24 protein-coding genes are annotated in these 25,294 nt (G+C 63.6%); 11 read left to right on the plus strand and 13 right to left on the minus strand.

The window, feature by feature from the left end; all coding sequences use genetic code 11:
* Positions 1-68 precede the first annotated feature (68 nt).
* Genes DKB74_RS14365 through DKB74_RS14380 form a run of 4 tightly spaced genes read left to right on the plus strand, consistent with a single transcriptional unit; the run spans position 69 to position 3,569 of the window.
* Entirely contained in the window at positions 69-1,025 is a 957-nt protein-coding gene (locus tag DKB74_RS14365) for a hydroxymethylglutaryl-CoA lyase (protein WP_193504470.1), read from the plus strand.
* Positions 1,022-1,702, plus strand: a complete 681-nt coding sequence (locus tag DKB74_RS14370) for an isochorismatase family protein (RefSeq protein ID WP_193504472.1) — start codon at positions 1,022-1,024, stop codon at positions 1,700-1,702. Before DKB74_RS14365 ends, DKB74_RS14370 begins: the two co-directional genes overlap by 4 nt.
* Positions 1,702-2,643: a polysaccharide deacetylase family protein gene (locus DKB74_RS14375; protein ID WP_109808883.1), complete on the plus strand. Its 942-nt coding sequence runs from the start codon at positions 1,702-1,704 to the stop codon at positions 2,641-2,643. Before DKB74_RS14370 ends, DKB74_RS14375 begins: the two co-directional genes overlap by 1 nt.
* A complete protein-coding gene (locus DKB74_RS14380; RefSeq protein ID WP_109808884.1) occupies positions 2,640-3,569 on the plus strand; it encodes a polysaccharide deacetylase family protein in 930 nt (309 codons plus the stop codon). The genes DKB74_RS14375 and DKB74_RS14380 overlap by 4 nt, the downstream gene beginning before the upstream one ends.
* 242 nt (positions 3,570-3,811) lie before the next feature.
* Here DKB74_RS14380 and DKB74_RS14385 read toward each other — a convergent pair whose 3' ends face one another.
* From DKB74_RS14385 to DKB74_RS14400, 4 genes are all read right to left on the minus strand, one after another.
* Positions 3,812-4,141, minus strand: coding sequence for a hypothetical protein (locus DKB74_RS14385; RefSeq protein WP_109808885.1), 330 nt, complete (start codon positions 4,139-4,141; stop codon positions 3,812-3,814).
* 2 nt (positions 4,142-4,143) lie between these two features.
* A complete protein-coding gene (locus tag DKB74_RS14390; protein WP_161956879.1) occupies positions 4,144-5,274 on the minus strand; it encodes a class I SAM-dependent methyltransferase in 1,131 nt (376 codons plus the stop codon).
* Positions 5,275-5,353: 79 nt separating this feature from the next.
* The gene (locus DKB74_RS14395; protein ID WP_145961016.1) at positions 5,354-6,286 is read right to left on the minus strand and encodes a VOC family protein; all 933 of its coding nucleotides are present in this window, start codon (positions 6,284-6,286) and stop codon (positions 5,354-5,356) included.
* A 96-nt stretch (positions 6,287-6,382) separates the two neighbouring features.
* Positions 6,383-7,153 (minus strand): GntR family transcriptional regulator, encoded by a 771-nt coding sequence (locus DKB74_RS14400; protein ID WP_109808888.1) that lies wholly within the window; start codon positions 7,151-7,153, stop codon positions 6,383-6,385.
* Positions 7,154-7,248: 95 nt separating this feature from the next.
* Between DKB74_RS14400 and DKB74_RS14405 the strand changes: the two genes are divergently transcribed.
* Entirely contained in the window at positions 7,249-7,644 is a 396-nt protein-coding gene (locus DKB74_RS14405) for a GlcG/HbpS family heme-binding protein (RefSeq protein WP_109808889.1), read from the plus strand.
* Between the two features lie 15 nt (positions 7,645-7,659).
* On the opposite strand, the gene DKB74_RS14410 is transcribed toward DKB74_RS14405, so the two are convergent.
* From DKB74_RS14410 to DKB74_RS14440, 7 genes are all read right to left on the minus strand, one after another.
* Positions 7,660-8,850, minus strand: coding sequence for an MFS transporter (locus tag DKB74_RS14410; RefSeq protein ID WP_109808890.1), 1,191 nt, complete (start codon positions 8,848-8,850; stop codon positions 7,660-7,662).
* Positions 8,851-8,873: 23 nt separating this feature from the next.
* On the minus strand, positions 8,874-9,725 hold the full coding sequence (locus DKB74_RS14415) for an SDR family NAD(P)-dependent oxidoreductase (protein ID WP_109808891.1): 852 nt from the start codon (positions 9,723-9,725) through the stop codon (positions 8,874-8,876).
* Positions 9,726-9,736: 11 nt separating this feature from the next.
* Positions 9,737-11,716 (minus strand): oxidoreductase, encoded by a 1,980-nt coding sequence (locus DKB74_RS14420; RefSeq protein WP_161956880.1) that lies wholly within the window; start codon positions 11,714-11,716, stop codon positions 9,737-9,739.
* Positions 11,717-11,718: 2 nt separating this feature from the next.
* Positions 11,719-12,012 (minus strand): hypothetical protein, encoded by a 294-nt coding sequence (locus DKB74_RS14425; protein ID WP_109808893.1) that lies wholly within the window; start codon positions 12,010-12,012, stop codon positions 11,719-11,721.
* Between the two features lie 81 nt (positions 12,013-12,093).
* Positions 12,094-14,415, minus strand: coding sequence for a TonB-dependent receptor (locus tag DKB74_RS14430; protein WP_161956881.1), 2,322 nt, complete (start codon positions 14,413-14,415; stop codon positions 12,094-12,096).
* 184 nt (positions 14,416-14,599) lie between these two features.
* A complete protein-coding gene (locus tag DKB74_RS14435; protein WP_109808895.1) occupies positions 14,600-15,454 on the minus strand; it encodes an alpha/beta fold hydrolase in 855 nt (284 codons plus the stop codon).
* Complete coding sequence (locus DKB74_RS14440; protein ID WP_145961018.1) at positions 15,451-16,911, minus strand: FAD-dependent oxidoreductase; 1,461 nt, start codon at positions 16,909-16,911, stop codon at positions 15,451-15,453. Before DKB74_RS14440 ends, DKB74_RS14435 begins: the two co-directional genes overlap by 4 nt.
* Positions 16,912-17,031: 120 nt before the next feature.
* On the opposite strand from DKB74_RS14440, the gene DKB74_RS14445 reads away from it, so the two are divergent.
* Entirely contained in the window at positions 17,032-17,994 is a 963-nt protein-coding gene (locus DKB74_RS14445; RefSeq protein WP_109808897.1) for an alpha/beta fold hydrolase, read from the plus strand.
* 20 nt (positions 17,995-18,014) lie between these two features.
* Here DKB74_RS14445 and DKB74_RS14450 read toward each other — a convergent pair whose 3' ends face one another.
* On the minus strand, positions 18,015-19,382 hold the full coding sequence (locus DKB74_RS14450; protein ID WP_161956882.1) for an MFS transporter: 1,368 nt from the start codon (positions 19,380-19,382) through the stop codon (positions 18,015-18,017).
* 65 nt (positions 19,383-19,447) lie between these two features.
* Entirely contained in the window at positions 19,448-20,653 is a 1,206-nt protein-coding gene (locus DKB74_RS14455; RefSeq protein WP_109808899.1) for a class I SAM-dependent methyltransferase, read from the minus strand.
* 134 nt (positions 20,654-20,787) lie between these two features.
* On the opposite strand from DKB74_RS14455, the gene DKB74_RS14460 reads away from it, so the two are divergent.
* Genes DKB74_RS14460 through DKB74_RS14480 form a run of 5 tightly spaced genes read left to right on the plus strand, consistent with a single transcriptional unit; the run spans position 20,788 to position 25,283 of the window.
* A complete protein-coding gene (locus tag DKB74_RS14460; protein ID WP_109808900.1) occupies positions 20,788-21,987 on the plus strand; it encodes an FAD-dependent oxidoreductase in 1,200 nt (399 codons plus the stop codon).
* A complete protein-coding gene (locus tag DKB74_RS14465; RefSeq protein WP_109808901.1) occupies positions 21,984-22,742 on the plus strand; it encodes a maleate cis-trans isomerase family protein in 759 nt (252 codons plus the stop codon). Before DKB74_RS14460 ends, DKB74_RS14465 begins: the two co-directional genes overlap by 4 nt.
* Positions 22,739-24,208, plus strand: coding sequence for an aldehyde dehydrogenase (locus DKB74_RS14470; RefSeq protein WP_161956883.1), 1,470 nt, complete (start codon positions 22,739-22,741; stop codon positions 24,206-24,208). Before DKB74_RS14465 ends, DKB74_RS14470 begins: the two co-directional genes overlap by 4 nt.
* Before the next feature lie 4 nt (positions 24,209-24,212).
* Positions 24,213-24,701: a YybH family protein gene (locus tag DKB74_RS14475; protein WP_109808903.1), complete on the plus strand. Its 489-nt coding sequence runs from the start codon at positions 24,213-24,215 to the stop codon at positions 24,699-24,701.
* 30 nt (positions 24,702-24,731) lie between these two features.
* Positions 24,732-25,283 carry a glutathione peroxidase gene (locus DKB74_RS14480; RefSeq protein WP_109808904.1) on the plus strand — a complete coding sequence of 184 codons (552 nt, stop codon included), beginning with the start codon at positions 24,732-24,734 and terminating at the stop codon, positions 25,281-25,283.
* The last annotated feature ends 11 nt before the right edge of the window (positions 25,284-25,294 follow it).

Genomic DNA, 25,294 nt, shown 5'->3' on the forward strand with positions numbered 1-25,294 from the left:
AAGCCGTGCCTCGACAACGGCTGGTCATTTGATATAGAGATAGGACAATAAAGCAAGCAGAGGTTTTGATGGCCAGCGACATTTTGGTAAGCGAAGTGGGTCCGCGCGACGGGCTGCAGAGCATCAAGGCAATCATGCCGACCGACGCGAAAAAGGCGTGGATCGCGGCGGAAGCCGCCGCCGGAGTGCGCGAAATCGAAGTCGGAAGTTTCGTACCTGCAAAGCTGTTGCCGCAGCTTGCCGATACCGCGGAAATCGTCGCGTTCGCCCGCACCATTCCCGATCTTACCGTCGCAGTATTGGTGCCGAATTTGCGTGGTGCACAAGCCGCCATCGCCGCCGGTGCCCACAAGATCACGCTGCCCCTTTCGGTTTCCGAATCGCACAGCATGGCGAATCTGCGCCGTACCCATGCACAGGTGATAGACGAAGCGGCAGCGATAGCTACCGCCATTGCCGAACTTCCCGAAGGCGAACGCCCGCATTTCGAAGGAAGCCTGTCGACGGTGTTCGGTTGCACTATCGAAGGCGCGATTCCGCTGCCGCAGATACTTGGCCTTGCGGAACAGCTGATGGCGGCGGGTTGCGACGAAGTCGGCCTTTCCGACACCACCGGCTATGCCGATCCGACTGCCGTGAAGAACATGATTCGCGCGGTCCGCGGCGTGGTCGGCGATGCCGCGGTAACCGGCATTCACTTGCACAACACGCGCGGTTTGGGCCTCGCCAATGTGCTCGCGGCGCTCGATGCGGGGCTCGAAACGGTTGATTCGTCGCTGGGCGGAATCGGCGGTTGCCCGTTTGCGCCCGGCGCGAGCGGCAATATCGTGACCGAGGATCTGGTCTTCATGCTCCAGGCGATGGGACTGAAGACCGGGATCGACCTGCCCCGGCTGCTCGAGGTGCGCAAGATCGTCGCCGATGCGTTGCCCGGCGAGCCGCTTTATGGATTCACCCCCGATGCCGGGCTGCCGCTCGGCTTCACGCCCGAACCGAACCCCGCCAAGCTGGAGGCCGCCGAATGACGATTGGTACGAAGATGGTGCGCGACGACCGCACCGCGCGCCAGATTTTCGAAGATGTGATGGCCAATCCGGCGCGCACCAAATTCGGCTTTGGCGAAAAGCTCGCCATCGTGAATGTCGATTTCCAGAACGCCTATACGCGGATCGACGAATTCAAGACCGCCTATGAAACCGATCCGCGCCAGATCGAATATGCCAACACCATTTCGCGGCTGGCGCGCGAGCGTGGCATGCCGGTGATCTGGACGCATGTCGCCTATATGGACGATGCCAGCGATGCCGGCGTCTGGGGCACGCGCACCGACACGCCCGACAGCCTGCAGAACATCAAATATGGCTCGCGCCGCCATGCGTTCGACGATCGCTGCGAAATCGATCCCGACAAGGACGCGATCTATACCAAGCGGATGCCCTCGGCCTTTTTCGAAACGCCGCTGCAAAGCCTGCTGGTGTGGCACAAGGTCGACACGCTGGTGATTACCGGCGGATCGACCTCGGGCTGCATCCGCGCGACTGCGGTCGACAGCCTCAGCCGCGGCTATCGCACGATCGTCCCGATCGAAACCTGCGCCGACAAGCATGAAAGCTATCACTTCGCCAATCTGACCGATCTTCAGCTCAAATATGCCGATGTCGAACCGGTGCAGACCGTGATCGACTGGCTGGAGGCACGCTGATGCGCGAAGGCGAAAAGGATCCGGGCCTCTATGATTTCCGGCCGTATCGCGACCGGACCAGGCTCGAATGGCCCGATGGCAAGAAAGTCGCCGTCTGGGTGTCGCCCAATCTCGAATTTTACGAGATCGACCCGCCCGCCAATCCGCATCGCAAAAGCTGGCCCAAGCCGCATCCCGATGTGGTCGGTTATGGCCATCGCGATTACGCCAACCGCATCGGCCATTGGCGCATGGCCGAAGTCATGGAAAAACACGGTTTCAAGGGATCGGTGTCGCTCTCGGTGGCGCTTTGCCAGCACCACCCGGACGTAGTGGCGAATGCCAATGATCTGGGCTGGGAATTCTTCAGCCACGGCATTTACAACACGCGCTACAGCTATGGCATGGATGAAGCGCAGGAACGCGCGATCATCGAGGATTCGATTCGGACGGTCCGCGACGCCACCGGCCAGACGATCAAGGGCTGGCTCGCGCCCGCGCTTACCCACACGCCGCGCACGCTCGATCTGATCGCCGAATATGGCATGACCTATACCTGCGATCTCTATCACGACGATCAGCCGGCGCCGGTGCATGTGAAGTCGGGCAAGCTCGTCTCGATGCCCTACAGCATCGAAGTGAACGACCATTATGGCTTCTTCGTCTATAACATGAGCCCGCGCGAATATGCCGATACGCTGAAGCGCCAATATGACCGGCTGGCCGCCGAAGCCGAAGCGAGCGACGGGCCGGGCGGCACGGTGATGTGCATTCCGCTGCACAGCTATCTGATCGCCCAGCCGCACCGGATCGGCCCGTTCGAGGATGTGCTGCGCCACATCGCTGCCGATGGCCGCGCGTGGATCACCCGATCGGGTGACATCGCCGATCATTTCCTGTCGCATGGCGGCTATGACGCCGTCGCCGCCGACGCAGCCCGTTATGCAAAGGGTGACGCATGAGCCTCGATCCCGCCTATCTCGAATATCCCAAGCGGCGCGAGGGCATGGACCATGACCTCTACACGCCTTCGCCGATGCCGAGCCGCAAACCGGTTGCGTGGCCGGGAGGCAAGCCGGTTGCAGTTACGCTGCTGGTCAATCTGGAATGGTTTCCGATCACGCCGGAGGACAAGCCGTTCCGCGCACCGGGGCATATGGTCACGCCCTATCCCGATTTCCGCCATTATACCGCGCGCGAATATGGCACGCGGGTCGGCTTCTATCGCCTGCTCGACGCATTCGCCAAAGCGGGAGCGACGGCAACGATCGCAGTCAATTCGGCGATTGCCGAACGCTATCCCAGCATCATCGCCGATATTCTGAACGCGGGGCATGAGATCATTGCCCATGCCACCGATATGAACGCGACCATCGCGTCGGGCATGGGCGAAGATGCCGAGCGCGCGATCATCGCGCAGGCGCGCGACACGCTGGCGCAGGCGATGGGCAAGCCGCCGCGCGGCTGGCAATCGATTGCGCGGTCGCAAAGCTTCGACACCCCCCGGCTGCTGGTCGAAGCGGGCTTCGACTATATGTGCGACTGGGTGAATGACGACCTGCCCTATCTCGCGACGACCGAGGCCGGCACGATCGTGTCAGTGCCGTTCAACCACGAATTGTCCGACCGCCAGATGATCGCGGTGCAGCAGCATTCGATGGACAGCGTCGCGCAGCAGATCGAGGATGCGCTCGACTGGCTGAAGCGCGAAGCGGCGCAATATGGCGCGGGGCGCGTGCTGCCCTTCACGCTGACGCCTTATATCACCGGCCTGCCCTATCGCATGGATGCGTTCGAGGCGCTGCTCGGCGGACTGGCGAAGGACGATGCGACGTGGTTCGCCACCGCGGGCGAGCTGGTCGACGCATGGAAGCCGCAGGCTGGGTAAGGGCCTCGACCCTCAACACCGTTTGCGCTGAGCCTGTCGAAGCGCAGCCCTGCTCTTGCGCCACGTTGCAGAAAGAAGAGCAGGGCTTCGACCGGCTCAGCCCAAACGGCCCCTTTTGGGGCACAGGCTGCGGCCAGACATCCCCCGGTCGGGCTGCGCTTTGTCGAAGCCCTGCCCTTCTCTTTCATGCCATGTCGATAGGGGAGGGCCGGCGTTCAAACCGCTCGGCCCTGAACAGCGACCTAGGTGTCAGTATCCGCCGCGCCCTCATGTCCGCGCGGATCGAGGATCACGCGCAGCGCGCGCGTCAGCAGCGCTTCGGTCGCGTCATAGCGTTCCTGCGCAATGTCGCCATCATAACGGATGTCGCGCAGATCCTCGACCGGCTCGCCGCGCAGTTCGGCAACCAGCCGCTCGAGCCGGTCGATCCGATCGTTGGAAACCGCCAGCTCGACGGTCAGCGCCAGCGCGATATTGAGCACTTCCTCTGCCTCGCGGCTTTGAAGGCTGATCGGGCGCGGCCCGCGTGCAGATGCGATCAGCGCCGAAAGCGCCTCGGTCTTGCTGGTCATGGTCAGGCAGGCTTCCGTCCGCTGATGGCGTACCAGCGATTATTGGCAAAGCCCTGGAGCGCGGCAAGATCGTGTTCGATCACCGTATCGGCGGGAAAGCCCGCGGCGATCATGTCGGCGCGCAGATCGGCGGTGGCATAGGTGTTCCAATGCACTTCGCCGTTGAAATGGGTGTCCCAGTCCCGCTCAACCTGATGCACTATCGTCGGCTGGTTCCGGATCGCGACATCCTGATGGATGACAATTCCGCCCGGACGAACGACGCGGAAGGATTCGGCGATCATCTTGCGACGCTTCTCCTCTCCGATTTCGTGCATCAGATTGTGCGAGACCACGAGGTCGAAGCTGTCCTTTTCGAACTTGAGCTCCGACGCGTCCATTTGGTGAAAATGGACGGCGACTCCGAGGGACTCCGCACGCGCATGCGCGTAGCGGAGCATGCCTGCACCCAGATCGAGCGCATGCACTTCGGATTGCGGCCAGTGCGCGGCATAGGCAGCCGAAGCCGCGCCCGCCGAGCACCCGATATCGAGCATCTTCCTAGGAACGAAACCGCCGAAATGTTCTTCGAGCAGTTTCAATATCACCCCTGCCTTGCTGTCCCCCCGGCCAATGCCCTGGCCGAAGGAAAAGACATTGCCGCCGCATTCGTACAGTGCGCCGGCAACGACATCATATGCGCCCTTGTCCATGGCATAGCCGCCGGGCTGAAGATGAATGTCGACATCGGCGACTTCGGGCGAAGGATCATAGGATGGGTCGAGCGCAAGGCTGCCCAGCTTGTCGGGCGAATCGATCAGATTCGCAGTCGCCCGCGTCATGCGATCAAGGTCGCGATAGATCGGTTCGCCGACCGAAACCCAGATCATTTCCTGCGCGGCGCGATTGGCGGCGCTCCAGCGGCGATAGCTGGGCGACATCAGGAACGCTTCCTGCACTTCGGCGGGCGATTGCGGCAGGCGGCCATGCGCGGCGACGAATGCCGGTCGCGCTTCCTCGCCATAACGCTCGACATTCTTCGAGCGGACTTTGGCGTTGAGCAGCTTTCGCAGCATCACCACCGCTTCCTGACGGCTGCGCTCTTCGGCGGTGGCTTGCGGCAATACCGCGTGCTGGACGTCGCGAACCTTCATCACCAACCCCATGCTTTGTAGCAGGATGAGACCATAATCAGCGGTTTGATGCAACTATTTTGTTCTAGATATAGAACAATTACCGCGCTTCGATCAGTTCGACCAGTTCGCCCGCCGGGCCGCGCAGCACGCATGCCTGGCGCCCGCCATAGACCGCCTCGTCACGGCGGGCGGGCGGCCAGATCGCCTCGCCCGCGAACGGCGCGAGCGATTCGACTTCGAACGTCGCGATCGCATTGCCCGGCGGCAGGTGCCCGGCGATCACCGGGCGCGGCGCGGCGGGGAAACGCGGTCCGGTGGGATAGGCGTCGAGCTCGATCAGATTGCCGCGCTGGCGCATGCCGATCGCGCTCAGTTCGATCGTCTGTTCCGGATCGAGCCGCTGTGCCGCCTGAATCACCGCAACCTTGCTCTGGCGGACCGGGCGCTCGCGCAGTTCGAACTTGTCGACATACCAGCGCAGCAGCGCGTTGAAGTCCCACCCCGCCGTCACGACGATGAAAGTGCGCCCGACAAAACCGGCGGGCGGCGGCAGGATCGACGTTTCGCGATCGCCGCTTTCCATCGTGAAATAAAGGCATTCGTTCGCCGGGCCGCGCACCTGCATCGCGACGATCGAGGGCATGAACTGCAGCGGCTTTGGTGGACCGATGATCTCGAACGGCGAATCGGCAAGCCGTTCGGCAAGCGCATGGACATCGTCGACGATGATTTCGAACGCATTCCATCCGAAGGTCGTCAGCGGACGATAGCCGCGCGGCGCAGGCGTCTGCACCAGCCGCACGAACACATCGCTTTCGCCTTCGGGCACCAGCGTCACCATCGGCGCACCCGCGCTTGCCGGCGCTTCCCAACTGGCGGCGAGCGCGGCGGGAACGGTGCCGCGCTCGACCACGCGGTGGCCCAGATAGTCGCACCATACCCGTTCGGACGCATCGATGTCGGGCGTCGCCGTGGTTGCGGCAACGATCCGCAACAGCCCAGGCTGCGTGTCTGTGGTCCAGTCGTTCACATGCCCTCCGCTCGGTTGCCGCTATGGCGCTCGGCGAAGATGTACGCTTGCTATTGTTATATATCTATAGCAAATCGTCACCTGACGGTGACGGGTTCACAACAGCCGCACGTCGCCGCTGGGGGAATTGAGATCGAGCGTGATCTGATATTTGTCGGGGCGGAATTGCGCCAGGATATGCTGGACGGGGCGCCCGTGCACATCCTCGACCGTACGGCTGACGCGCAGGATCGGCGACCCGATATCGACCTGGAGGATCGCCGACAGTCCGGCGTCGGCAAGCGTCGCCGAAATCGTCTGACGCGCGGCACCGATCTGCACGCCCGCTTCGGCGATCAGAGTCAGGATCGGCGTCGAATTGAGCTTGGCCCGCGTCATCCCCGCGCCGATATCCATCGGCAGATAGGTGATATAATGGCCGATCGGGCTGTCTTCGAGCCAGCGGACACGGCTGATCCGCAGCACTTCGGTGCCCGCTTCGATATGCAGCGCTTCGTCGATCGGCGGTCGCGCCGGGACCGGATCGACTTCGAGCAGCTTCACCCGCGTCGTCCTGCCGAAGCTCAGCAGCGATTCGAGCGCCTGTTCGATATTCCCCTGAAACGGCTTGGCCGGCGAACGAAAGATGACCGTCGTGCCCACGCGCCGCTTGCGTTCGACCAGATGGTTGTCGGCCAGTTCGTCGAGCGCCCGGCGCGCGGTAATCCGCGACACGCCGAACTGGGCCGAAAGCTCCTGCTCGGTGGGAAGACGCGATCCGAACGCACGCTCGCCGCTGGTGATCTCTTCGCGCAGCTGAAGGAATATCTGATGATAGAGCGGTACCGCCTGCATCCGATCGACGCCGACCGGCTCATCGCTTTCCATGGTCAACAACCGGCACCCCCATCTACTTGATATTGTTCGTGGCTGCTGCCCGAGAGGATTAACTTACCTGAATCAATTTCCATAGGGATGTATTCATGCTGACGAAACCCGTTCTTGCACCGACCGACGCCCGCCGCCTGCTCGACGCTGCGATCGAGGCGGCGGATGCTGCCGGATATGCGATGAGCATCGCCATTGCCGATGACGGCGGATACCCGCTGGCGATGCAGCGTATGGCCGGTGCCGGGCTGATGACCGGCAAGGTTTCGCTGGAAAAGGCGCGCACGGCTGCGCTGCTGCGCGCGCCGAGCGCCGTGTTGCAGAACCGCGTCAAGGAAGATCCCGCGCTGCTCGCGCTCACCGACTATCTGCCGATGGCGGGCGGCGTTCCGATTCGTGTCGATGGCACGGTGGTCGGCGCGATCGGCGTATCGGGCGGCACGCCCGAACAGGACGAATCGGTGGCGGAAGCGGGAATCGCCGCGCTCTGACGCGCGATCGGCGAATCATTCGTTCCGGTGCTGGGGCAATGGCAGGCGCAGACCGGCAACCACTCCGGCGAGCAGGCAGGCGGCTGAAATCGTCAGCGCCGTACCGACGCCCACCCGGTCGGCAATGATGCCCCAGAGCGCCGATCCGATCGCCAGACCGCCGAACGTCGTCGTCTGGTACAAGGCGATGGTGCGCCCGACCAGGTCGCGCGGCGTCGCCAGTTGCAGCGTCACGTTGAAGGTGGACAGCGTCGATACCCAGCCCGCGCCCGCGAGCAGATGCGCGACGATCGCGATCGGGACCGATCGCGTCAGGCCGATCGCCGCCACTGCGGCCAGGAACACGCCGATCCCGGCGCGCAGCACGAATTCCGACCCGTAACGCCCGCGCAGCATCACCGACGCCACCGCGCCGCCCATCGCCCCCACGCCGAAACAGCCGAACAACATGCCGAGCAGGTCCGGCCCGCCATCAAGCCGCACCGCAACCACCGGCATCAGCCCCCAGATCGCCGCCGCGCTGAGGCTGAACATCCCGGCGCGGATCAACAGCCCGCGCGTGCGCAGATGCGTCATGCCATAGCGGAACCCCTCGGCCAGCACCGCCCAATAGCCGCGCCGCGCCTGTTCGGTCCGCTCCGGGCGCCAGCGCCACAGCACCGCGATGATGCCCAGATAGGACAGCGCATTGACGATGAAGGCGAGCGTCGCTCCGGCAACCAGCACGATCGCGCCGCCGATCGCCGGACCCAGGCTGCGCGCGACATTATTGCCGACGATATTGGCAGCCACCGCCGACGGGATTTGCGCGCGCGGCACCAGTTCGCCCACCGATGCCTGCCAGGCGGGCCAGTGCACCGCCGTGCCGCATCCGATCAGAAAGGTAAGCGCCAGCAGCAGCATCGGCGTCAGCGCGCCGATCGCGGCGAGCGCCGCCAGCACCACCGAAAGCAGCAGCATGACGAACTGCGCGCCCAGCATCACGCTGCGCCGGCTGAAGATATCGGCAAGCGCGCCCGCCGACACGGCGAACAGCATCACCGGCAGGTTGGCGGCGGTCTGGACCAGCGACACCATCGTCGCCGATCCGTTGAGCTGCACCATCGCCCAGCTGGTCGCGACGACCTGAATGAAGGTGCCGAATTGCGACACGATCGTCGCCGCCCACATCGCGCGGAACCGCGCATGGCGCAGCGGTTCGGGCAACAGTGCGAAAGCCCGTGTCGCGATCAGTGCATCTCCTCGCCGCCCGAGACATTCATTGCCTCGCCGGTGATGTAGCGCGCCTGCCCCGAACACAGGAACGCGCAGGCATTGGCAGTGTCGGACGGCTCGCCAACGCGGCCCAGCGGGATGCGGCTGCGCATCGCGGCGAGATATTCCTCGACCGTCTGGCCGCGCGCCTTGGCCATATATTCATTCTGCCAGCTGCCCAGACCGGTGGTGACATGGTTGGGGCACACCGCGTTGACGGTGATCTGCTCGGGCCCCAATTCGATCGCGGCGGAGCGGGTCAGGCCGACAATGCCGTGCTTCGATGCGATATAGGAGGATGTCAGCGCCGAACCCGATTTCGACCCGCGGCTGCCGATCGAAACGATGCGGCCACGGCCCCATCCTTCCTGAATTTCCTGCTTCAGCATCTGGCGGACCGAATGCTTCATCGCGAAAAATGCGCCGCGCAGATTCACGTTGAGCACCGTGTCCCACATTTCCTGCGTCGCATCGACCAGCGGCCCGAACAGATAGCCGACTCCGGCATTGTTCACGAGGATGTCGAGCTTGCCATAGGTTTCGACGGCGTGCGCGACCATCGCCGCCACCTGCGCCTCTTCGCGCATATCGGCCTGAAAGGTCGAGACATGCGGGTTGATCGCGCGCAATTCCTCGGCAACCGCCGCCATTTCCTCGCTCGCGCCGACGCCATGCGCGGGCGCCATATCGCCCTTGGTCTCCCCCAGATCATGGAGGACGAGCTTCACGCCATCCTCCGCCAGCTTGCGCGCAATCGCTTCGCCCAGCCCCTTGCGGCGGCCCGCGCCGGTGACGATGGCGACCTTGCCTTCCAGATCGGGATACATGGTGTAGCTCCTTAAATGTCCATCGCCGCGCGATAGCCTTCGCTCGTCGCCGACAAAGTGATGCGCGGTGCCTTGCAATCGCCGACCAGCCGCACGTCGATTCCTGCCGCGCGCAACGGTGCGGCAAGGCCATCGTCGGGAATGCGCGGCGTGGCAAAAGTGAGGAAAGACACGCCGGTCAGCGTTTCCTGGGCACCGCTGAAGATATTGGCATAGGCGATCTCGCCGTCCTCGATCCGGGGCGCGGGCAGCGGGCGTACCGAGGTGAGGATGCGCGCGCCCTTGCTGTAGAGCCGCTGGTACACGCCCTGCCGCACGATCAGCGATTCGTCGCTGGCGATGCGTTCGCGCGGGGTCAGGATCGTTACCTGCTCGAACCGGGTCATCAGAAACTCGGCGGCGTCATAAGTGAAGGCGCTGTGATCCTCGTCCCAGATCACCGCCATGCCTTCCATCTGCGTCGCATAGGGGCGCAGCATCACTGCCGCCGCGCGAATATCGGGCACCAGCCCTTCCTCGCGCCATTCCTTCGGCAGGAAATCCGGCCAGGACGGAGTCGATCCGGTGGCGAGAATGACCTGGTCGGGCGCCAGCGCGATGATGTCGTCCACCTCGGCCCGCTGCCCCAGATGCAGCGTCACGCCGTGGCGCGCGGCAGCAAGCGCCTGATAGTCATATATGCTGCTCAGCCCTTCGCCACCGGGCAGATCGGCATGGACACGCGTCTTGCCGCCCGCTTCGTCCGATGCGCCGAAGATATGGACATCATGCCCGCGCGCGGCGGCGACCCAGGCCGCTTCCATTCCGGCAATGCCCGCGCCGACCACCACCACGCGCTTGCGCACCGAAGCGGGCGGCGGCGTCCAGTCGGCCTCGTCGGGCGCACCCACGCGCGGATTATTGTCGCAGAGCAGACCCCGGCCCGACGTGATCATGCTCCAGCAGCTGTTGCACGACACGCAATAGCGTATCTCCGCCTCGCGCCCCTCGCGCGCCTTGTTCGGCCAGGCGGGATCGGTGACCAGCGGGCGGGCGAGCATGATCAGATCGGCCTTGCGCTCACGGATCAGCCGCTCGCCTTCATTGGGATCGGTGATCAGCCCCAGCGCGCCGAGCGGCACACCCGGTGCGCCTGCGCGCCCGAGTGCTTCGATCGTGTCGACATAGGGCAGGCGCGGCCCGTGATTGTCGGGCAGGTGCCTGTAGAGCGTGTCCGAATGGCTGCCCCAGCAATAGGTGAGATAATCCATATCGCCGGTCGCGTGCAGCGCCCCGGTAATCGCCTCGGCTTCGGTCAGGTCGATCCCGTCGGGCATGCCGTCTTCGGCGGGCAGCTTCAGCCCGATCAGGAATTCCTTGCCGCATTCGGCGCGAATGCCCGCCATCAGCTCGCGCAGCAGCCGCGTGCGCCCGTTCAGGTCGCCGCCATAGGCGTCGTCGCGATGGTTCGACCGGCGCGACAGGAACTGGTGGAAGATATGGCCGTGCCCCGCCGAAATCTCGACACCGGAAAATCCGCCGGCGGCAAGCAGGCCGCACGAGCGGACGAATTCGTCGATCATCCGCTTCACGGCGTCCGTTTCGAGCGCGTGCGGGACCGTCCAGCTCAGATCGTCGGCAAGCGCGCTGGCGCCGCGCGCATCGAGATTGCGGAACCCCGCACGAAAACCGCGGCCATTGTCCTGGATCTGGCCGAGCATATGCCCGCCCTCGCTGCGAACCGCCTCCGCCCAGCGCGGCAGCATGTCGGCATTGATCCCCGAAAGCACGGCAGGTCGTGTCGGGATATTCTGCCAGTGCAGCATCCCCATCGGCTCGCTGACCAGCAAAGACGCGCCGCCGCGCGCGCGATTGGCATAATAGGAAATCAGCCGGTCGGTGACCCGGCCCTTGTCGGCATAATGCGTCGATGTCGACGCATGGACAATGCGGTTGGGGAGCGTCAGCCCCCCAACACGCACCGGGGAGAAAAGATTCGGATAGGCAGTCACACTTAATGCGGTTCGTGCGCGCGCAGCACCCGGCGAATGAATTGCTGGGTCCATTCGGAACGCTCGGCCTCGGTCGATGCGCCGGGCTTGTACGCCTCGATCTCGTCGCGGCTGACGCTGCCCTTTTCGTCGAGCAGCCGCTCGATCGTATCGACACGCTCGCGCAGTGCCGCCGTTTCGGCCATCAGTTCGAGCAGGAACGTCATCATCTGGTCGACGGCGGGATCTTCGTAAAACTGCGATCGCTTGCCCTTGGCCGCACGCGGCAGTTTCACTGTGTCTTTCGATTCCGTCATTGCCGAACCCTGTTTTCCTGCAAGTCGCAATAAAATGGGGCGGAGCATCCGAAGACACTCCGCCCCATTCGGATTACATCATCAGAAGTCGAACCGTCCACGCAGCATCCAGGTGCCCGGAGCATTGAGGTACGGATAGATCAGGTACGATGTACGATATACTTCGTCGAAACAGTTGCTGCATTCGAGCGTCAGCGACACGTTCGACGGCATCTTCAGCGTCAGACCGGCGTTGAAGATGCTGTAGCCTTCCTGGAAACCACGCGGATCGTTCGAGGTCGAAACCCAGGTGTCCGACGTGTAGCGCCACGCCACCGACGGAGTGAGCGTATATCCGCCGCCCATTTCGGCAGTGTAGTTGCCGCCCAGAGTCGACGTGAAGTCGGGCGCACGCGTCGGCTCCGCGATCCGGCCGTCGGGCGTGACGATGCTGTTGTTACAGCGGGCAGCCACGCCGTTCAGGCAATCTTCCTGCTGGTCGATCGTACCGGCATTGATGTTCTTGTACGTCGCATGCTGGAGACCAGCCGACCAGTACAGGTTCAGATTGCGGATCGGCGATGCCGAGACTTCGATTTCCAGACCATAGTTTTCAAGATCGGCGACGTTGCGCGTCAGATAGGTGATCGTGCCCGTCGTCGGATCGAGACCGCCGCCCGGAAGCTGCTGATCATAATCCATGAAGTAGAAGCCGGTCAGATTGACCCGCAGCGCGCGATCGAACCATTCCGAACGCAGGCCTGCTTCATAGGACCAGATGGTTTCCTGCGTGAACGCCTGAGCACCGGTGGCGTAATAGGCACGCGCGTTCCAGCCGCCAGCCTTGAACCCGCGGGTTGCCGAGGCATAGACGTTGATGTCGGGCGTGATCTTGTACTGAAGCGCGAAACGCGGCGTCCATTCCTTGGACTTGAGCTCGACCGGGATACCGGCGTCGATCAGGTCCTGGGTGCTGAACGGCACATAGAGCGCATTGCCGGCGGGAAGCGGGCTGTCGTTCGGCTTGAACCGGATGTCCTTGGTTTCGTCGGTATAGCGGATACCGGCGGTGAAGGTCAGTTCCGGCGTCAGGTGGAAATCGCCCTGCGCGTAACCGGCATAGTCTTCGATGTCGTTATAGACCGTGCGATCGGCGCTGCGCGTGGCATTGGCCACACCCGAAAGCGGCAGCACGGTATTGGCGAAGTTCGATTCGTTGGTTTCGCGGAAATAATAAACGCCCGCGACATAATCGACGAAGCCGCCGAACGCCGAACCCGACACCTTGATTTCCTGGCTGAACTGCTTGTGCCAGCTGTCATTGGCGAGCGGCGTCGAGAAACCGCGCGACGACGAGACGTAATCGATGCCGTCGAGCACCAGCGACGAACTGCTGACACCAGCAAAGCTGTCCGTCAGATATTCCTGATACAGGTGACGATAGCCGGTGATGAAGTTGATCGTGGCATTGTCGCCCAGACCGACCGTGAAATTCGACGTCACGGCATAGGATTCCGCAGTGTTGCCGAGCATGTTGTCGGCGAGCTGCGGGTTGACCATGTCCGAACCGATCGGGGTATCGGTGCGCAGCGGCGTGAAGCTGATGCGGCGATCATTTTCGGCGTCGTAGAAATTGGGCAGGTTGTTCGCCGACGAATTGACATATTCGCCGGTGAGATCCCAGGTCACGTCCGGGCTGAGATAGGCGCGGATATCGCCACGGAAGCCATAGCTTTCCTCGCCATTCAGCTTTTGGCCGGTCGTCAGATCGTCGACATAGCCGTCGGCCGAAACATAATAGGCCGAGAATTTGGTCAGCAGGCTCGAGCTGACCGGCAGATCGACCGAGCCGCGCAGCTGCACGCGGTTGTACCGGCCATAGCCGCCCTCGACAAAGCCGCCGACTTCATCGCGGGGCTTGCGCATCACGACGTTGATCGCGCCGCCGGTCGTGTTCTTGCCGAACAACGTACCCTGCGGGCCGCGCAGCACTTCGATACGCTCGACGTCGAAGAACGAGAAGTTATTCGCACCCTGACGCGCGATATAGACGTCGTCGACATAGGTGCCGATCGGCGGATCGAAGGTCGCGATCGATTCGGTGTTCGACAGGCCGCGCATCGAATAGGCGTTGGCGGTGCCGACCGACGTGTTGTTGTGGCCGATCAGGTTGGGAACATAGTTCACCAGATCCAGCGTGTTGCTGATCTGCCGCTCGGCAAGATCTTCGGCGCTGAACGCGGAAACCGCGATCGGAACATCCTGCAGCCGCTCTTCGCGCCGCTGCGCAGTGACGACGATTTCGCCCGAAGCGGTCGTGTCCTGCGACTGCGAAGTGTCACGGGCAGTCTGTGCGTGGGCCGAGGCGCTCGAAAGGAGCACGGCACCCACGAAAAAGGCTAACTGGGATTTACGCTGGATCATGTTGCTCCCCCTTTCTCTGGAGTTCAGTTTCCTGCGGAATGTGCAACGGTTTTCCCCGCGTACGACCCGGGGGTTCGCTGTCATTTATTTGTTATATGTTTATATCATTATCGGCCGCTGTCCATAGTCTTTTGCGGCCGCGTCGACTTTGAAGGGAAATTTATTCCCATTCGAAAACAGCGCCTTACGATTCACTATCGGCAATGGTCGCAGAGTGTGCCGTTTTGGCCACACCATCCAAAAACCTCTCGACCGGCACCCACCATTCGGCGATTCGGTCGAGCACCATTCCCGGTCCGCCGGGCAGTTCGGCATAGGCCCAGTCGGGCCGTGCTTCGCGCAGCCGCGCGGCGGAAGGAAACACTGCGTCGGTGCGGCTGCCGATGATCAGAGTCGGCACCGAAATACGCGGCACATCGGCTTGGAAATCGAACAGCGGAATGACCGAATGGCCATGTTCCTTCCACGGACCGTGGAGGAAATAGGTGATCACCGAAATATGGACGGTCTCGTCGCTCCAGTCCTTGTCGCCGACGCGGCGAACCCAGTTCCAGCGCTCGGCGATATGGCTGCCGTCGGGGGCGATTTCCTGATTGTCGGGAAAGCGGCCGATCCGTGCGGCACGGTCTTCGGCCGACATGAACGGCGCGTTGTCGAGGATCAGCGCACGCACCAGATCGGGGCGATCGGCGGCCAGCCGCCCGGCGGCAAGCCCGCCGCCACGATGGCCGAGCACCACTGCTGGCGCCAGCCCGAGCGCATCGATCAGCGCACCGGTCGCCGCCGCATAGGCCTCGATCGACGGAGCGGCGGGCGGATCGGACATGCCGTGCCCCGGCAGGTCGATCGCCACCGCGCGATAGCCGGCCTGCGCGATCAGCGGCATGGCATGGCGGAACTGGATCGACGACCAGGGCGCCTGATGCACCAGCACCACCGCCGGCCCTTCGCCCATGCTGCGATAATGAAGCTGGCCGTCCGGCCCGTCGACATAACCGCGGCGTTCGCCCGGCAAGGCAGTAAGGATCGGCAGCGTCATACGGCTTCCTTCAGGGGTATCATATGTGCGCCCAGCAGGCGGCCGAACGTCATTGCCGGCGTCACCATCATGCCGCCGCACGCGGCCTTGCCCATGGTCTGGCTCGATCCGAGCACTTCACCGGCGGCATAGAGATTGGAGATCGGCGTGCCGTCGCGGCGGATCACGCGCAGCATGTCGTCGACCGCAAGGCCCACCGCGCTGGAAATCGCGCTCGCCTGCATGCGGATCGCATAATAAGGCGGTCTGGCGATCGCCAGCGGCGCATGTTTGCGCCCGAAAAAATCATTGCCGGTCAGCACGCCATAGTTGAACCCGGCGATCGAGGTTTCGAGACCCGCCGCATCGATCCCGGCTTGCTCTGCCAGCGCTTCCACGCTGTCCGCGCGGATGAAGGCGGGGCCGCCACGATCGAAGGCCGCGACCATCTCCGCATGCGTCCAGCCGACGACGATCGGTGGGGCGGCGTTGAAAATCGCATCGTCGAACACGACCCAATATCGATAATGCGGCTGGAACAGCAGCGCCATTTCGCGTGCGTCGACGCTTTCCACATCCTCGCGGACGAACCGGCACCCCTTGTTGTTGACATAGATTTCCCACGGCTTGCGCCGCTCGGGGAAATGCTCGATCCGGCCCGCCATCCGCGCGGGAAAATCGTCGGTGTCGAACAGCGTGCCGAAATTGACGAAGATATTTTCCGCACCGCGGGCATAGCCGCCGACCGCTTCGCCAAGCATCAGCCCGGCCCCGCGCGACCATCGATATGGCCCGGCATTATATTGCGGATATCCGTTCAGCCGCTCGAACATTTCCGGATTGGCGGCATATCCGCCGCAGGTCAGCAGCACCGCCCCGGCATCGATCCGTTGCGACACGCCGTCCGCGCGGCGCGCGATCAGGCCGGTGACCGCGCCGCTATCGTCGGTCGTCAGCTCGGTGACTTCGTGGCGCAGCGCAACCGTCATGCGCCCTTCGGCCACCAGTTTCTCAACGATCGGCAGCAGCACGTCCTTGACGCTGATGCCGCCTTCGGCACCCCAATAATAGCGCGGCTGAAGATAGGGTTCGTGGCCGAATCCCTTGACCGGATGTTCGGGCAGCGGCTCGAACCCTTCGTCCATCAGCCAGTCGAACGTGTCGGCGGCATGATCCACTGCCAGCCGGACGAGCCCCGGATTGGCCGTGCCGCGGCTGATCCGCATCACGTCCTCATAATGCTGTTCGGGGCTGTCCTCGATACCGCGTTCACGCTGCAGCCGGGTGCCCGCCGCGCTCATCTGCCCGGTCGCGACCCAGAGCGATCCGCCAAGCTGATCGGCATGGTCGAGCACGAGCACGCGGGCACCGCGCCGCGCGGCAAAGATCGCCGCAGGCAGTCCGGCCGATCCCCCGCCGACAATGGCAAGATCCCAGTGCCCGGACAGGTCGGGGGCGGTCGATCCGCCGGGGGTCATATCGCTGCTCGAAACATCTTGCACCAATTCGCGTCAAATGTTCTATTTTTATATCAAATCAGGCATTGCCGATGAAATCAAGCGCGTTCCCGATCCATTTTAGACAAGAAGGGTAATTCGATGTCCCAACATCCGAAACGACGGGGGCTGACATGCTCCGCCGCCGCTCTTGCGCTCTTCTCCATTCCGGTTGCGATCGCCCGGCCCGCCTGCCCGCCCGAAGCCACGCAGAGCACCGAATGGATCGGCCTCAGCCAGCTTCATGGCGGCAAGGGCTATGTCGATACGCCGATGGGTCAGGTCCATTACCGGCTGGCGGGCGCAGGCGATGGGCCGGTGATCGTGCTGCTGCACCAGACGCCCTGGTCGATGGTGCAATATGCCGAGGTACAGGCATGTCTTGCCCAACGCGGCGTGCGATCGCTGGCGATCGATACGCCCGGCTATGGCATGTCGGACATGCCGGAGGGGCATCCGACGATCGCACAATATGCCGACAATCTGGTCCCGCTGCTCGACAAGCTCGGGCTCGAGCGAGTCATTGTCGCGGGGCATCATACCGGCGCAGCGATCGCGGCGTCGTTCGCGGCGCGCCATCCCGATCGCACCGCGGGGCTGTTGATGCACGGCACCCCGCTCTACACGGACGAGGAACGCGCGACACGACGTGCCGCCGCGCACCGGACCCGCGATCTCAGCGCCGATGGCAGCCATTTGTCGGAATATTACGCCTATATCCGCAACTATGCCGGCGCGAACCCGCGTACCGAAATCACCGCCAACTGGTCGACCATCACCTGGTGGCTGTCGGGCGTCGCCGACGTTGCGCATGAGGCGGTGTTCGAAAATGACCTCGGCGCCGATCTGGCGACGGTAACCGCGCCGACAATGATCTTTTCGGATGCGAAGGATTCGCTGCACGCGAATGACCGCCGCGCCGCCGCGCTGCGGCCCTGGTTCCGCTACACGCAATTTTCCGATGGCGGCGCGCATGCGATGATGATCGACCCCGCGCGCTGGGCCCGCCTTGCGGGCACATTCGTCGGCGAGGTTGCAGATGGAAGCGCGCCGACGGGCAACTGACCCGCCGGGGCGCCTGCCCGTTACGCGATAGTGCGCGCCGCGCCCGGCATCTTGGTCGGGTCGATCGTGTCTTCGGGCGCATTCGCCGTGGTTGCCGCCATATCTTCGGCAAGCTTGCGATAATGGCGGAAGCCGAGGAACACGACCAGGATCGACGGAATACCGATCAACAGGACGAACCCGCACAGCACGACGCCGATCGATGCCGGATTGCCCGACCAGTCGGTCGCCGCCCCGATCAGCGGCGGGCCGAGCAGCGGGCCGATCAGCGTGATGACGGCGTTGAAGATCGCGACCGAGCGGCTGCGCATTTCACCCGGCGTGATCATCTGCAATGCGGCAGGGCCGCCCGCAGTCGCCGCCGACTTGCCGATAAAGGCAAGGAACATTGCGCAGACCGCCAGTTCGGGAGACGGCATGATCGGATAAAGCGCGCTCATCGGCACGGTGATGCACAGGCCGAGCATCAGCGTGCGCATGCCGACCAGATCGGCGTTCTTGCCAAGAAACTTGCCCGCCCAGAGCGCGAGCGCAGTGCCGAGCGGCCCGGCAGTGAAATAGAACAGCCCGGTCACCGCGCCGATCGCCGCGACATCCCAGCCCCAGACGCGTTCGAACAGCGGCACGTTCCAGAATGTAAGCGTGCTCATCGCGAAATTGCAGGTCGACCCGACGATCAGGACGCCGAAGCCCTTCCACCGATCGAGCATATAGCGCACTGCGCTCATCTTCGCGCCTTCGGCTGCGCTCGCGCTGATCGTGTCGCGCTTGGCCGGTTCCTTCACGGTCAGCATCAGCAGCATGAAGATGAAACCGGGAATGCCGACGAGCAGGAAGGTCGTCTGCCACGGCGCGAACTGGCGCCCGAGGATGGTGACATGGCCGACATCGTGCAGCGCCGCGACCAGCATCCCGCCGACCAGAAAGGCGAGCCCCGCGCCAAGATAGGGGCCGGCCATATAGAGGCTGATCGCCTTTGCCCGGCCGTCGCGCTTGAAATAGTCGCTGATGATCGACACCGAACAGGGGCTGACCACCGCTTCGCCGATGCCAAGGCCCAGGCGCAGCAGCAGCAGCGGCAGGAACGACATGGCAAAGCCGCTCATCGTCGTCATCGTGCACCAGATGAAGATGCCGACGATCAGCATCCATTTGCGGCTCGTCCGGTCGGCCATCACGCCCAGCGGCACCGTTACCGCGACGTTGAACAGCGAAAATGCCGGGCCGAGCAGCAGCCCGATCTGGAAATCGGTAAGCCCCAGCGACTCCTTGATCGGCCCGACGACCAGCGAAAGAATGAACCTGTCGAAATAGGACAGGATGAACACCGCGAGGAGAAGGACGACGACATACCAGCGATACACCGTGCTCTTGGGTTCGGTCGTCACATGATTCCCCTGCTCATGCCGGCCATAACGGCCGATCTCTCGTCAAAATCCGCCAACGGCGATCGTCATTCGGAAAGGCTGCTGCCGAATATGTACCAGCCGCCCTTGCCGTGACGCGGACGCCCCGGTTCGTCCCACGCGAATTCGGCGGCACGATCGGGATAGGTATTCGCATCAGGCAGGATGTGGGCGAAGCTGCGATCCGCGTCGAACCCGGCTTCCGCGCACAAGGCAATCGGATCCTGGGCGCGGAAAGCGGTATAGTGCGGTTCGTTATTGTGCTGGGTATCCCAGTTCCAGAAATAATCTTCCCAGGGATCGACCAGATTGGTCGCCGGCAGTTCCTGATGCACCATCAGGCCGCCGGGACGCAGCAGGCGCCGGCATTCCTTGAGCACATTGCGCGTCGCCTTCACCGAAATCTCGTGGAAGAAGAAGCTCGATACGATCAGGTCGAAATGCTGATCGGGAAAATCGAGATTTTCGGCATTTTGCTGGCTGAAATGGATCGGCACATTCAGGTGCTCCGCCACCGCATGGCCCCAGCGGAGCAGCGGCGCGCCGACATCGACGCCATGGATTTCGGCATCGGGGAAGGTTTCGGCATAGGGGATCAGATTCTTCCCCGACGAGGTGCCGAGATCGAGGATGCGCAGCGGCCGGAAATCGGGACGCTTATGCTTGATCCAGCGACTGATGACGCGGGCAACGCCGCCCCAGCTGCGGAAATTCATGCTCGCAGAGAACACCCGCGCGCCCAGGCTGACGACCGCGCCCTGCGCGACATCGTCGTCGATCCATTCGGAATGGAAACAGCCGGGGGTGAGGTGCACGTCGAGCGCCGTGACATAGCGCGGGATTTCCAGGTCGGGATCGAGCCGGAGCGATCCGCCCGCCGGATTGCGTTCGGCGGCGTCGCGCGCAACTTCGATCATTTCGGGCAGCGCGCGCTCGACTTCATCCTGTACCGACAGAAAGCACATCTCCTGCGCATTGTATCGCAGCGCGCTGTAGAGCTGATAGCTGGGCCGGCTTTCCATCGCCGCGTCGATCGCCCGTGCGCTATCGAAAACCGTGCCGTGCGCTTCGGCCGCGGGTCGTACCCGCGATTCGAAATCTTCATGCACCACTTCGGGCATGTCCTGGATGGCATAGCGTCGCAACGCGCTGCAGAAACGCTGCCGCCCGCGCTCGTCCAGCGTCGGCGTGGCGATCGTCTCAATGTCAGGAATGGCGGAATTCTGGCGGTCCAGCGTCGTACCCACTGCCATGGCGTACCTCCATCTATAGCGTCCGTCCCGCGCAGAAGGGAGCAAATTTTCGCTTGACCTTATACCGCACAGGGGCGTTTACGCCGATTGAATAGTCTTATATCTAGTACAAATGAAAACACAAGGGGGACGCCATGGACGCGGATAAGCGGCGGACATTGATCGTGGGGGCGGGGCCGGTAGGGCTTAGCGCCGCGCGGCTCATGCAGGAAAAGGGCATCCCCTTTGTCGTCATCGAATCACAGGCCGAACTTGCCGACGATCTTCGCGCCTCCACCTTCCATCCCCCCACGCTCGAAATGCTCGACACGCTCGGCGCCGGCGCACCGCTGATCGCCGAGGGGCTGATCGGCCGCACCTGGCAGATTCGCATGCACCCCAGCGGCGAAAAAGCATTGTTCGATCTCGCCGCCATCGCCGGCGACACTGCCCATCCCTATCGGCTTCAGTGCACACAATCGACTCTCTGCCGCATCCTGCTGGCACAGGTGCGCCAACGCGGCGGCGATGTGCGCATGGGCACGGCGGTTACCGCTGTCGAACAGGACGATGCCGGCGTTCGCGTCACAGCCACGCGCCCCGACGGCAGCACCGAAGTCTTTGAGGGCGGCTGGCTGATCGGTGCCGACGGTGCGCGCTCGGTCGTGCGCGGCGCAGTGGCGACCAGTTTCGAAGGCAAGACCTATCCCGAAACGACGATCCTCGCGACGACGCGCTTTCCGTTCGAGGAACATCTGCCCGATCTTTCCAACGTCAACTATGTCTGGAAGGACGCCGGAACCTTCAGCCTGTTGCGCCTGCCCGGCCTGTGGCGCTGCAGCCTCTATCCCGATGGCGACGAAACGATCGACGACGCCGTGCAACCGGCCAGCATCGCGCGCAAACTTCAGGAAATCGCGCCGAGCGATACGCCGCATGTCGTCGACGAAATCCGCCCCTATCGCATCCACATGCGGATCGTGGACCGGTATCGCAACGGCCGCATCCTGCTGGCGGGCGATGCCGCGCACCTCAATTCGCCATCGGGCGGCATGGGGATGAACGGCGGCATCCATGACGCGTTCGAACTGGTGAATACGCTGGAGCAGGTGATCGACGGCGCATCGCCCGATCTGCTCGATCGCTATGGCCGCCGCCGTCGCCCGATCGCCGAGGCCGAAATCCTGAAACAGGCCGACCGCAATCGTTCGCGGATGCAGGAGCGCGATCCCGCGCGCCGCCGCGAAATGCTGACCGAGCTTCAGGCGATCGCCGCCGATCCCGACCGGGCGCGCGACCATCTGCTGCGCACGTCGATGATCACCGGCCTGCGCCGCGCGAGCGAAATCGCATGAGCGGGCGTTATGATTATGGCCGTGCCGGGATCATCGGCATCGGCACGCCGCAGGCCAATCCGACGGTCGAGGCGGAAATGCGCATCCTGTTCGACCCGGCCGTGCTGACACAGACGGTGCGGCTGACCAGCGGCGCGGAAGCATCGAACGATCGGCTGCGCGACTATCTGCTCGGGCTGGAGGCGACGCTCGAGCGGTACGACACATTGCGCCCGGCGGCGTTCGGCTTTGCCTGTACCGGCTCTTCCTATCTGGTCAGCGCCAATGATCAGGCGCTGCTGCTCGACCGGCTGCAACAGCGGTTCGGCTATCCGATCGTCACGGCAACCGACGCCATCGCTGCCGAGCTCGACTCGCGGGGCGCAAAGCGGATCGCGCTCGCCTCGCCCTATCCGGGCACGCTTTCGGATGCCGCTGCGGAATTCTGGCGCGCCGCCGGATTCGATGTCGCCACGGTGCGCCGGATCGAAACCGGCATCGCCGATACGCGCGGCATCTATACGCTGGGCAGCGCCGACGCCCGCCCGATTGCCGAAGAACTGGCAACGCTCGACGTCGATGCAGTGCTGCTCAGCGGCACCGGCATGCCCTCGCTCGCGCTGCTCGCCGAAGCGCGCGACGCACCCGCGATGATCTCCTCCAACTATTGCCTCGCCGCGCAGCTTTGCCGCGTCGCCGGGCTTCCCGATCTCGATCGCGCGCAATGGACCGCGCGGCTTGCCGAAGCCACTTCGCAAAAGGACTCCAGCCGATGACCGATACGCCGACCGCCATCATCGACGCACAGCCAGTCACCGGCAACGGCACGCCGTTCGACGTCGTCGATCCCGCGACCGAAGAAGTCATTGCCACCATCCCGGGAGCAGAGAGCGCACTGGTCGATCGCGCGGTAACCTCCGCCCGCGCCGCGTTCGACAAGGGCGACTGGCGGCTGCTGCCGGTCGCCGACAAGCAGAAGGTGCTGCGCGACAGCGCCGATGCGATCGATGCCGCAGCCGACGCAATCGCCGATATCGAATGCGCCAATACCGGGCTTCCCTACAGCCAGGTTCGCGGGCGTCAGGTCGGGCGCGCGGCGGACAATTTCCGCTTTTTCGCCGATTATATCGGCCAGATGACGGCGGAACTGTACGAACAGGAAGCCAATTACCTCACGTATGTCCGGCGCGAGCCGATGGGTGTCGCGGCGCTGATCTCGCCCTGGAATTCGCCGCTGGCATTGGGGTCGATGAAGATCGCCTCCGCCATTGCCTTCGGCAACAGCTGCGTGATCAAGCCCGCCGAACAGGCGCCGCTCGGCCTGACGCTGATGACTCAGGTGATTCAGGATGCCGGGCTGCCGCCGGGTGTCGTCAATCTGCTCAACGGGCTTGGCGCGGAAAGCGGCGATGCGCTGGTCCGCCACCCGCTGATCGACGGAGTCTCCTTCACCGGCGGCACCCGCACCGGCAAGATCATCATGGAAGCGGCCGGCGCGATGCTGAAGCCGTCGATCATGGAACTGGGCGGCAAATCGGCGAACATCATCTTCGACGACGCCGATTTCGACCAGGCGCTCGACGGCGCGCTGATCGGCATCTTCACCAATAACGGCCAGCAATGCCTCGCCGGATCGCGCATCCTCGTCCAGCGCGGCATCTATGACCGGTTTGTCGAAGCCTTCGTCGCCCGCGCGAAAAAGGTGCGCGTCGGCCATCCGCGCGATGCGGATACCGAAGTCGGCCCGCTGATGACGCGCGCGCATTACGATCATGTGATGAGCTTCATCCCCGCCGCCGAAGATGCCGGTGCGCGCATCCTGGCGGGCGGCGACCGCGCGCCGGGCTTCGATCGCGGCTATTATTTCCAGCCGACCATCGTGGAAGTCGATTCGAACAGCCATCGCCTGTGCCAGGAGGAAATCTTCGGCCCGTTCGCGGCGATCATGCCGTTCGACACCGCCGAAGAGGCCTGGACCATCGCCAATGAATCGCGCTTCGGTCTGGTCAGCTATATCTGGTCGCGCGACATCGCGAAGATCATGGAGGGGCAGGAGCGCATCTTTGCTGGCACCGTATGGTGCAACACGCCGATGATCCGCGATCTCCACGCGCCGTTCGGCGGCTATCGCGAATCGGGCGTCGGCGCCGAGGGCGGCCGCGCCGCCGAATCCTTCTACACCCGGCAAAAGACGGTCAGCATTCCCCGCCGCCCGCTCACTCTGCCCAAGCTGGGAGCCTGAACCCATGGCAAGCCTGCACGAAGAACTGACTCAGTTTCTCGACGCCTATTTCGAAGCGTGGAACCGCTATGACGTGGCCGATATGCGCGCGCTGTGGGACGAGGAAGAGCCGGACGTCACCTATCTTGCCGAGGAATGCGAGCCGCATCATGGCTGGGACGCGATCCTGGGCTATTGGGGTGTCGATCGTTCCCGGTCCGAACGGCTGGTCAGCTGGCACAGCCTGCACGCGACTCAGGCGGGCGAGGATGTCGCCATCGCCTTTTTCCATGCCAATTGGAGCACCTATATCCCCGGCAACCGGCTCTATCCCAAACCGTTCGGCGGGCCGGTGCGCATTTCGATGGTGTTGCGGCGCAAGGCTGGCGCATGGCGTGCGATTCACTATGTCGAATGCCCGCTGGCCTCGATCATTCAGCTGCGCAAGGCGCATGAAGATGCGGTCGAACCGGCGCTGCACGAACGTCTGGCCGCAAAGGGCATCACCTACTGAGCCGCCCTGCACCAAAGGAACCGCAAGCCTATGACAACCGAAATCCAGTCCATCCCGGTCCGCACCATCGACGGCAAGGATGCGAGCCTTGGCGATTATGCCGGCAAGGTGCTGCTCGTCGTCAATGTCGCATCGAAATGCGGCCTGACCCCGCAATATGAAGGGCTCGAAGCGCTCTATCGCGACAAGAAGGACGCCGGACTTGTCGTGCTGGGCTTCCCGGCGAACAACTTCCTTGCGCAGGAACCGGGCACCGAAGCGGAAATCGCCACCTTCTGCTCGACGCAATATGACGTCACCTTCCCGATGTTTTCGAAGATCAGCGTCGCGGGCGCGGATCGCCACGCGCTCTACGCGGCGCTGGTCGCTGCCGAGCCCGACGCACAGGGCCCCAATGGCGACGCGATGCGCGAGCGGCTGGCAAGCAAGGACATCCCGATCCATCCCAAGCCCGAAGTTCTGTGGAATTTCGAAAAGTTCGTGATCGGGCGCGACGGCGAAGTCGCCGCGCGCTTCTCGCCCGATACGCCGCCCAATGATCCGGCGCTGCTGGCGGCGATCGACACGGCACTGGCCGCCTGAACTCTGCCTCC

The sequence above is a fragment of the Stakelama portus genome (genome assembly GCF_003171655.1).
Classification (GTDB): Bacteria; Pseudomonadota; Alphaproteobacteria; order Sphingomonadales; family Sphingomonadaceae; genus Sphingomonas; species Sphingomonas portus.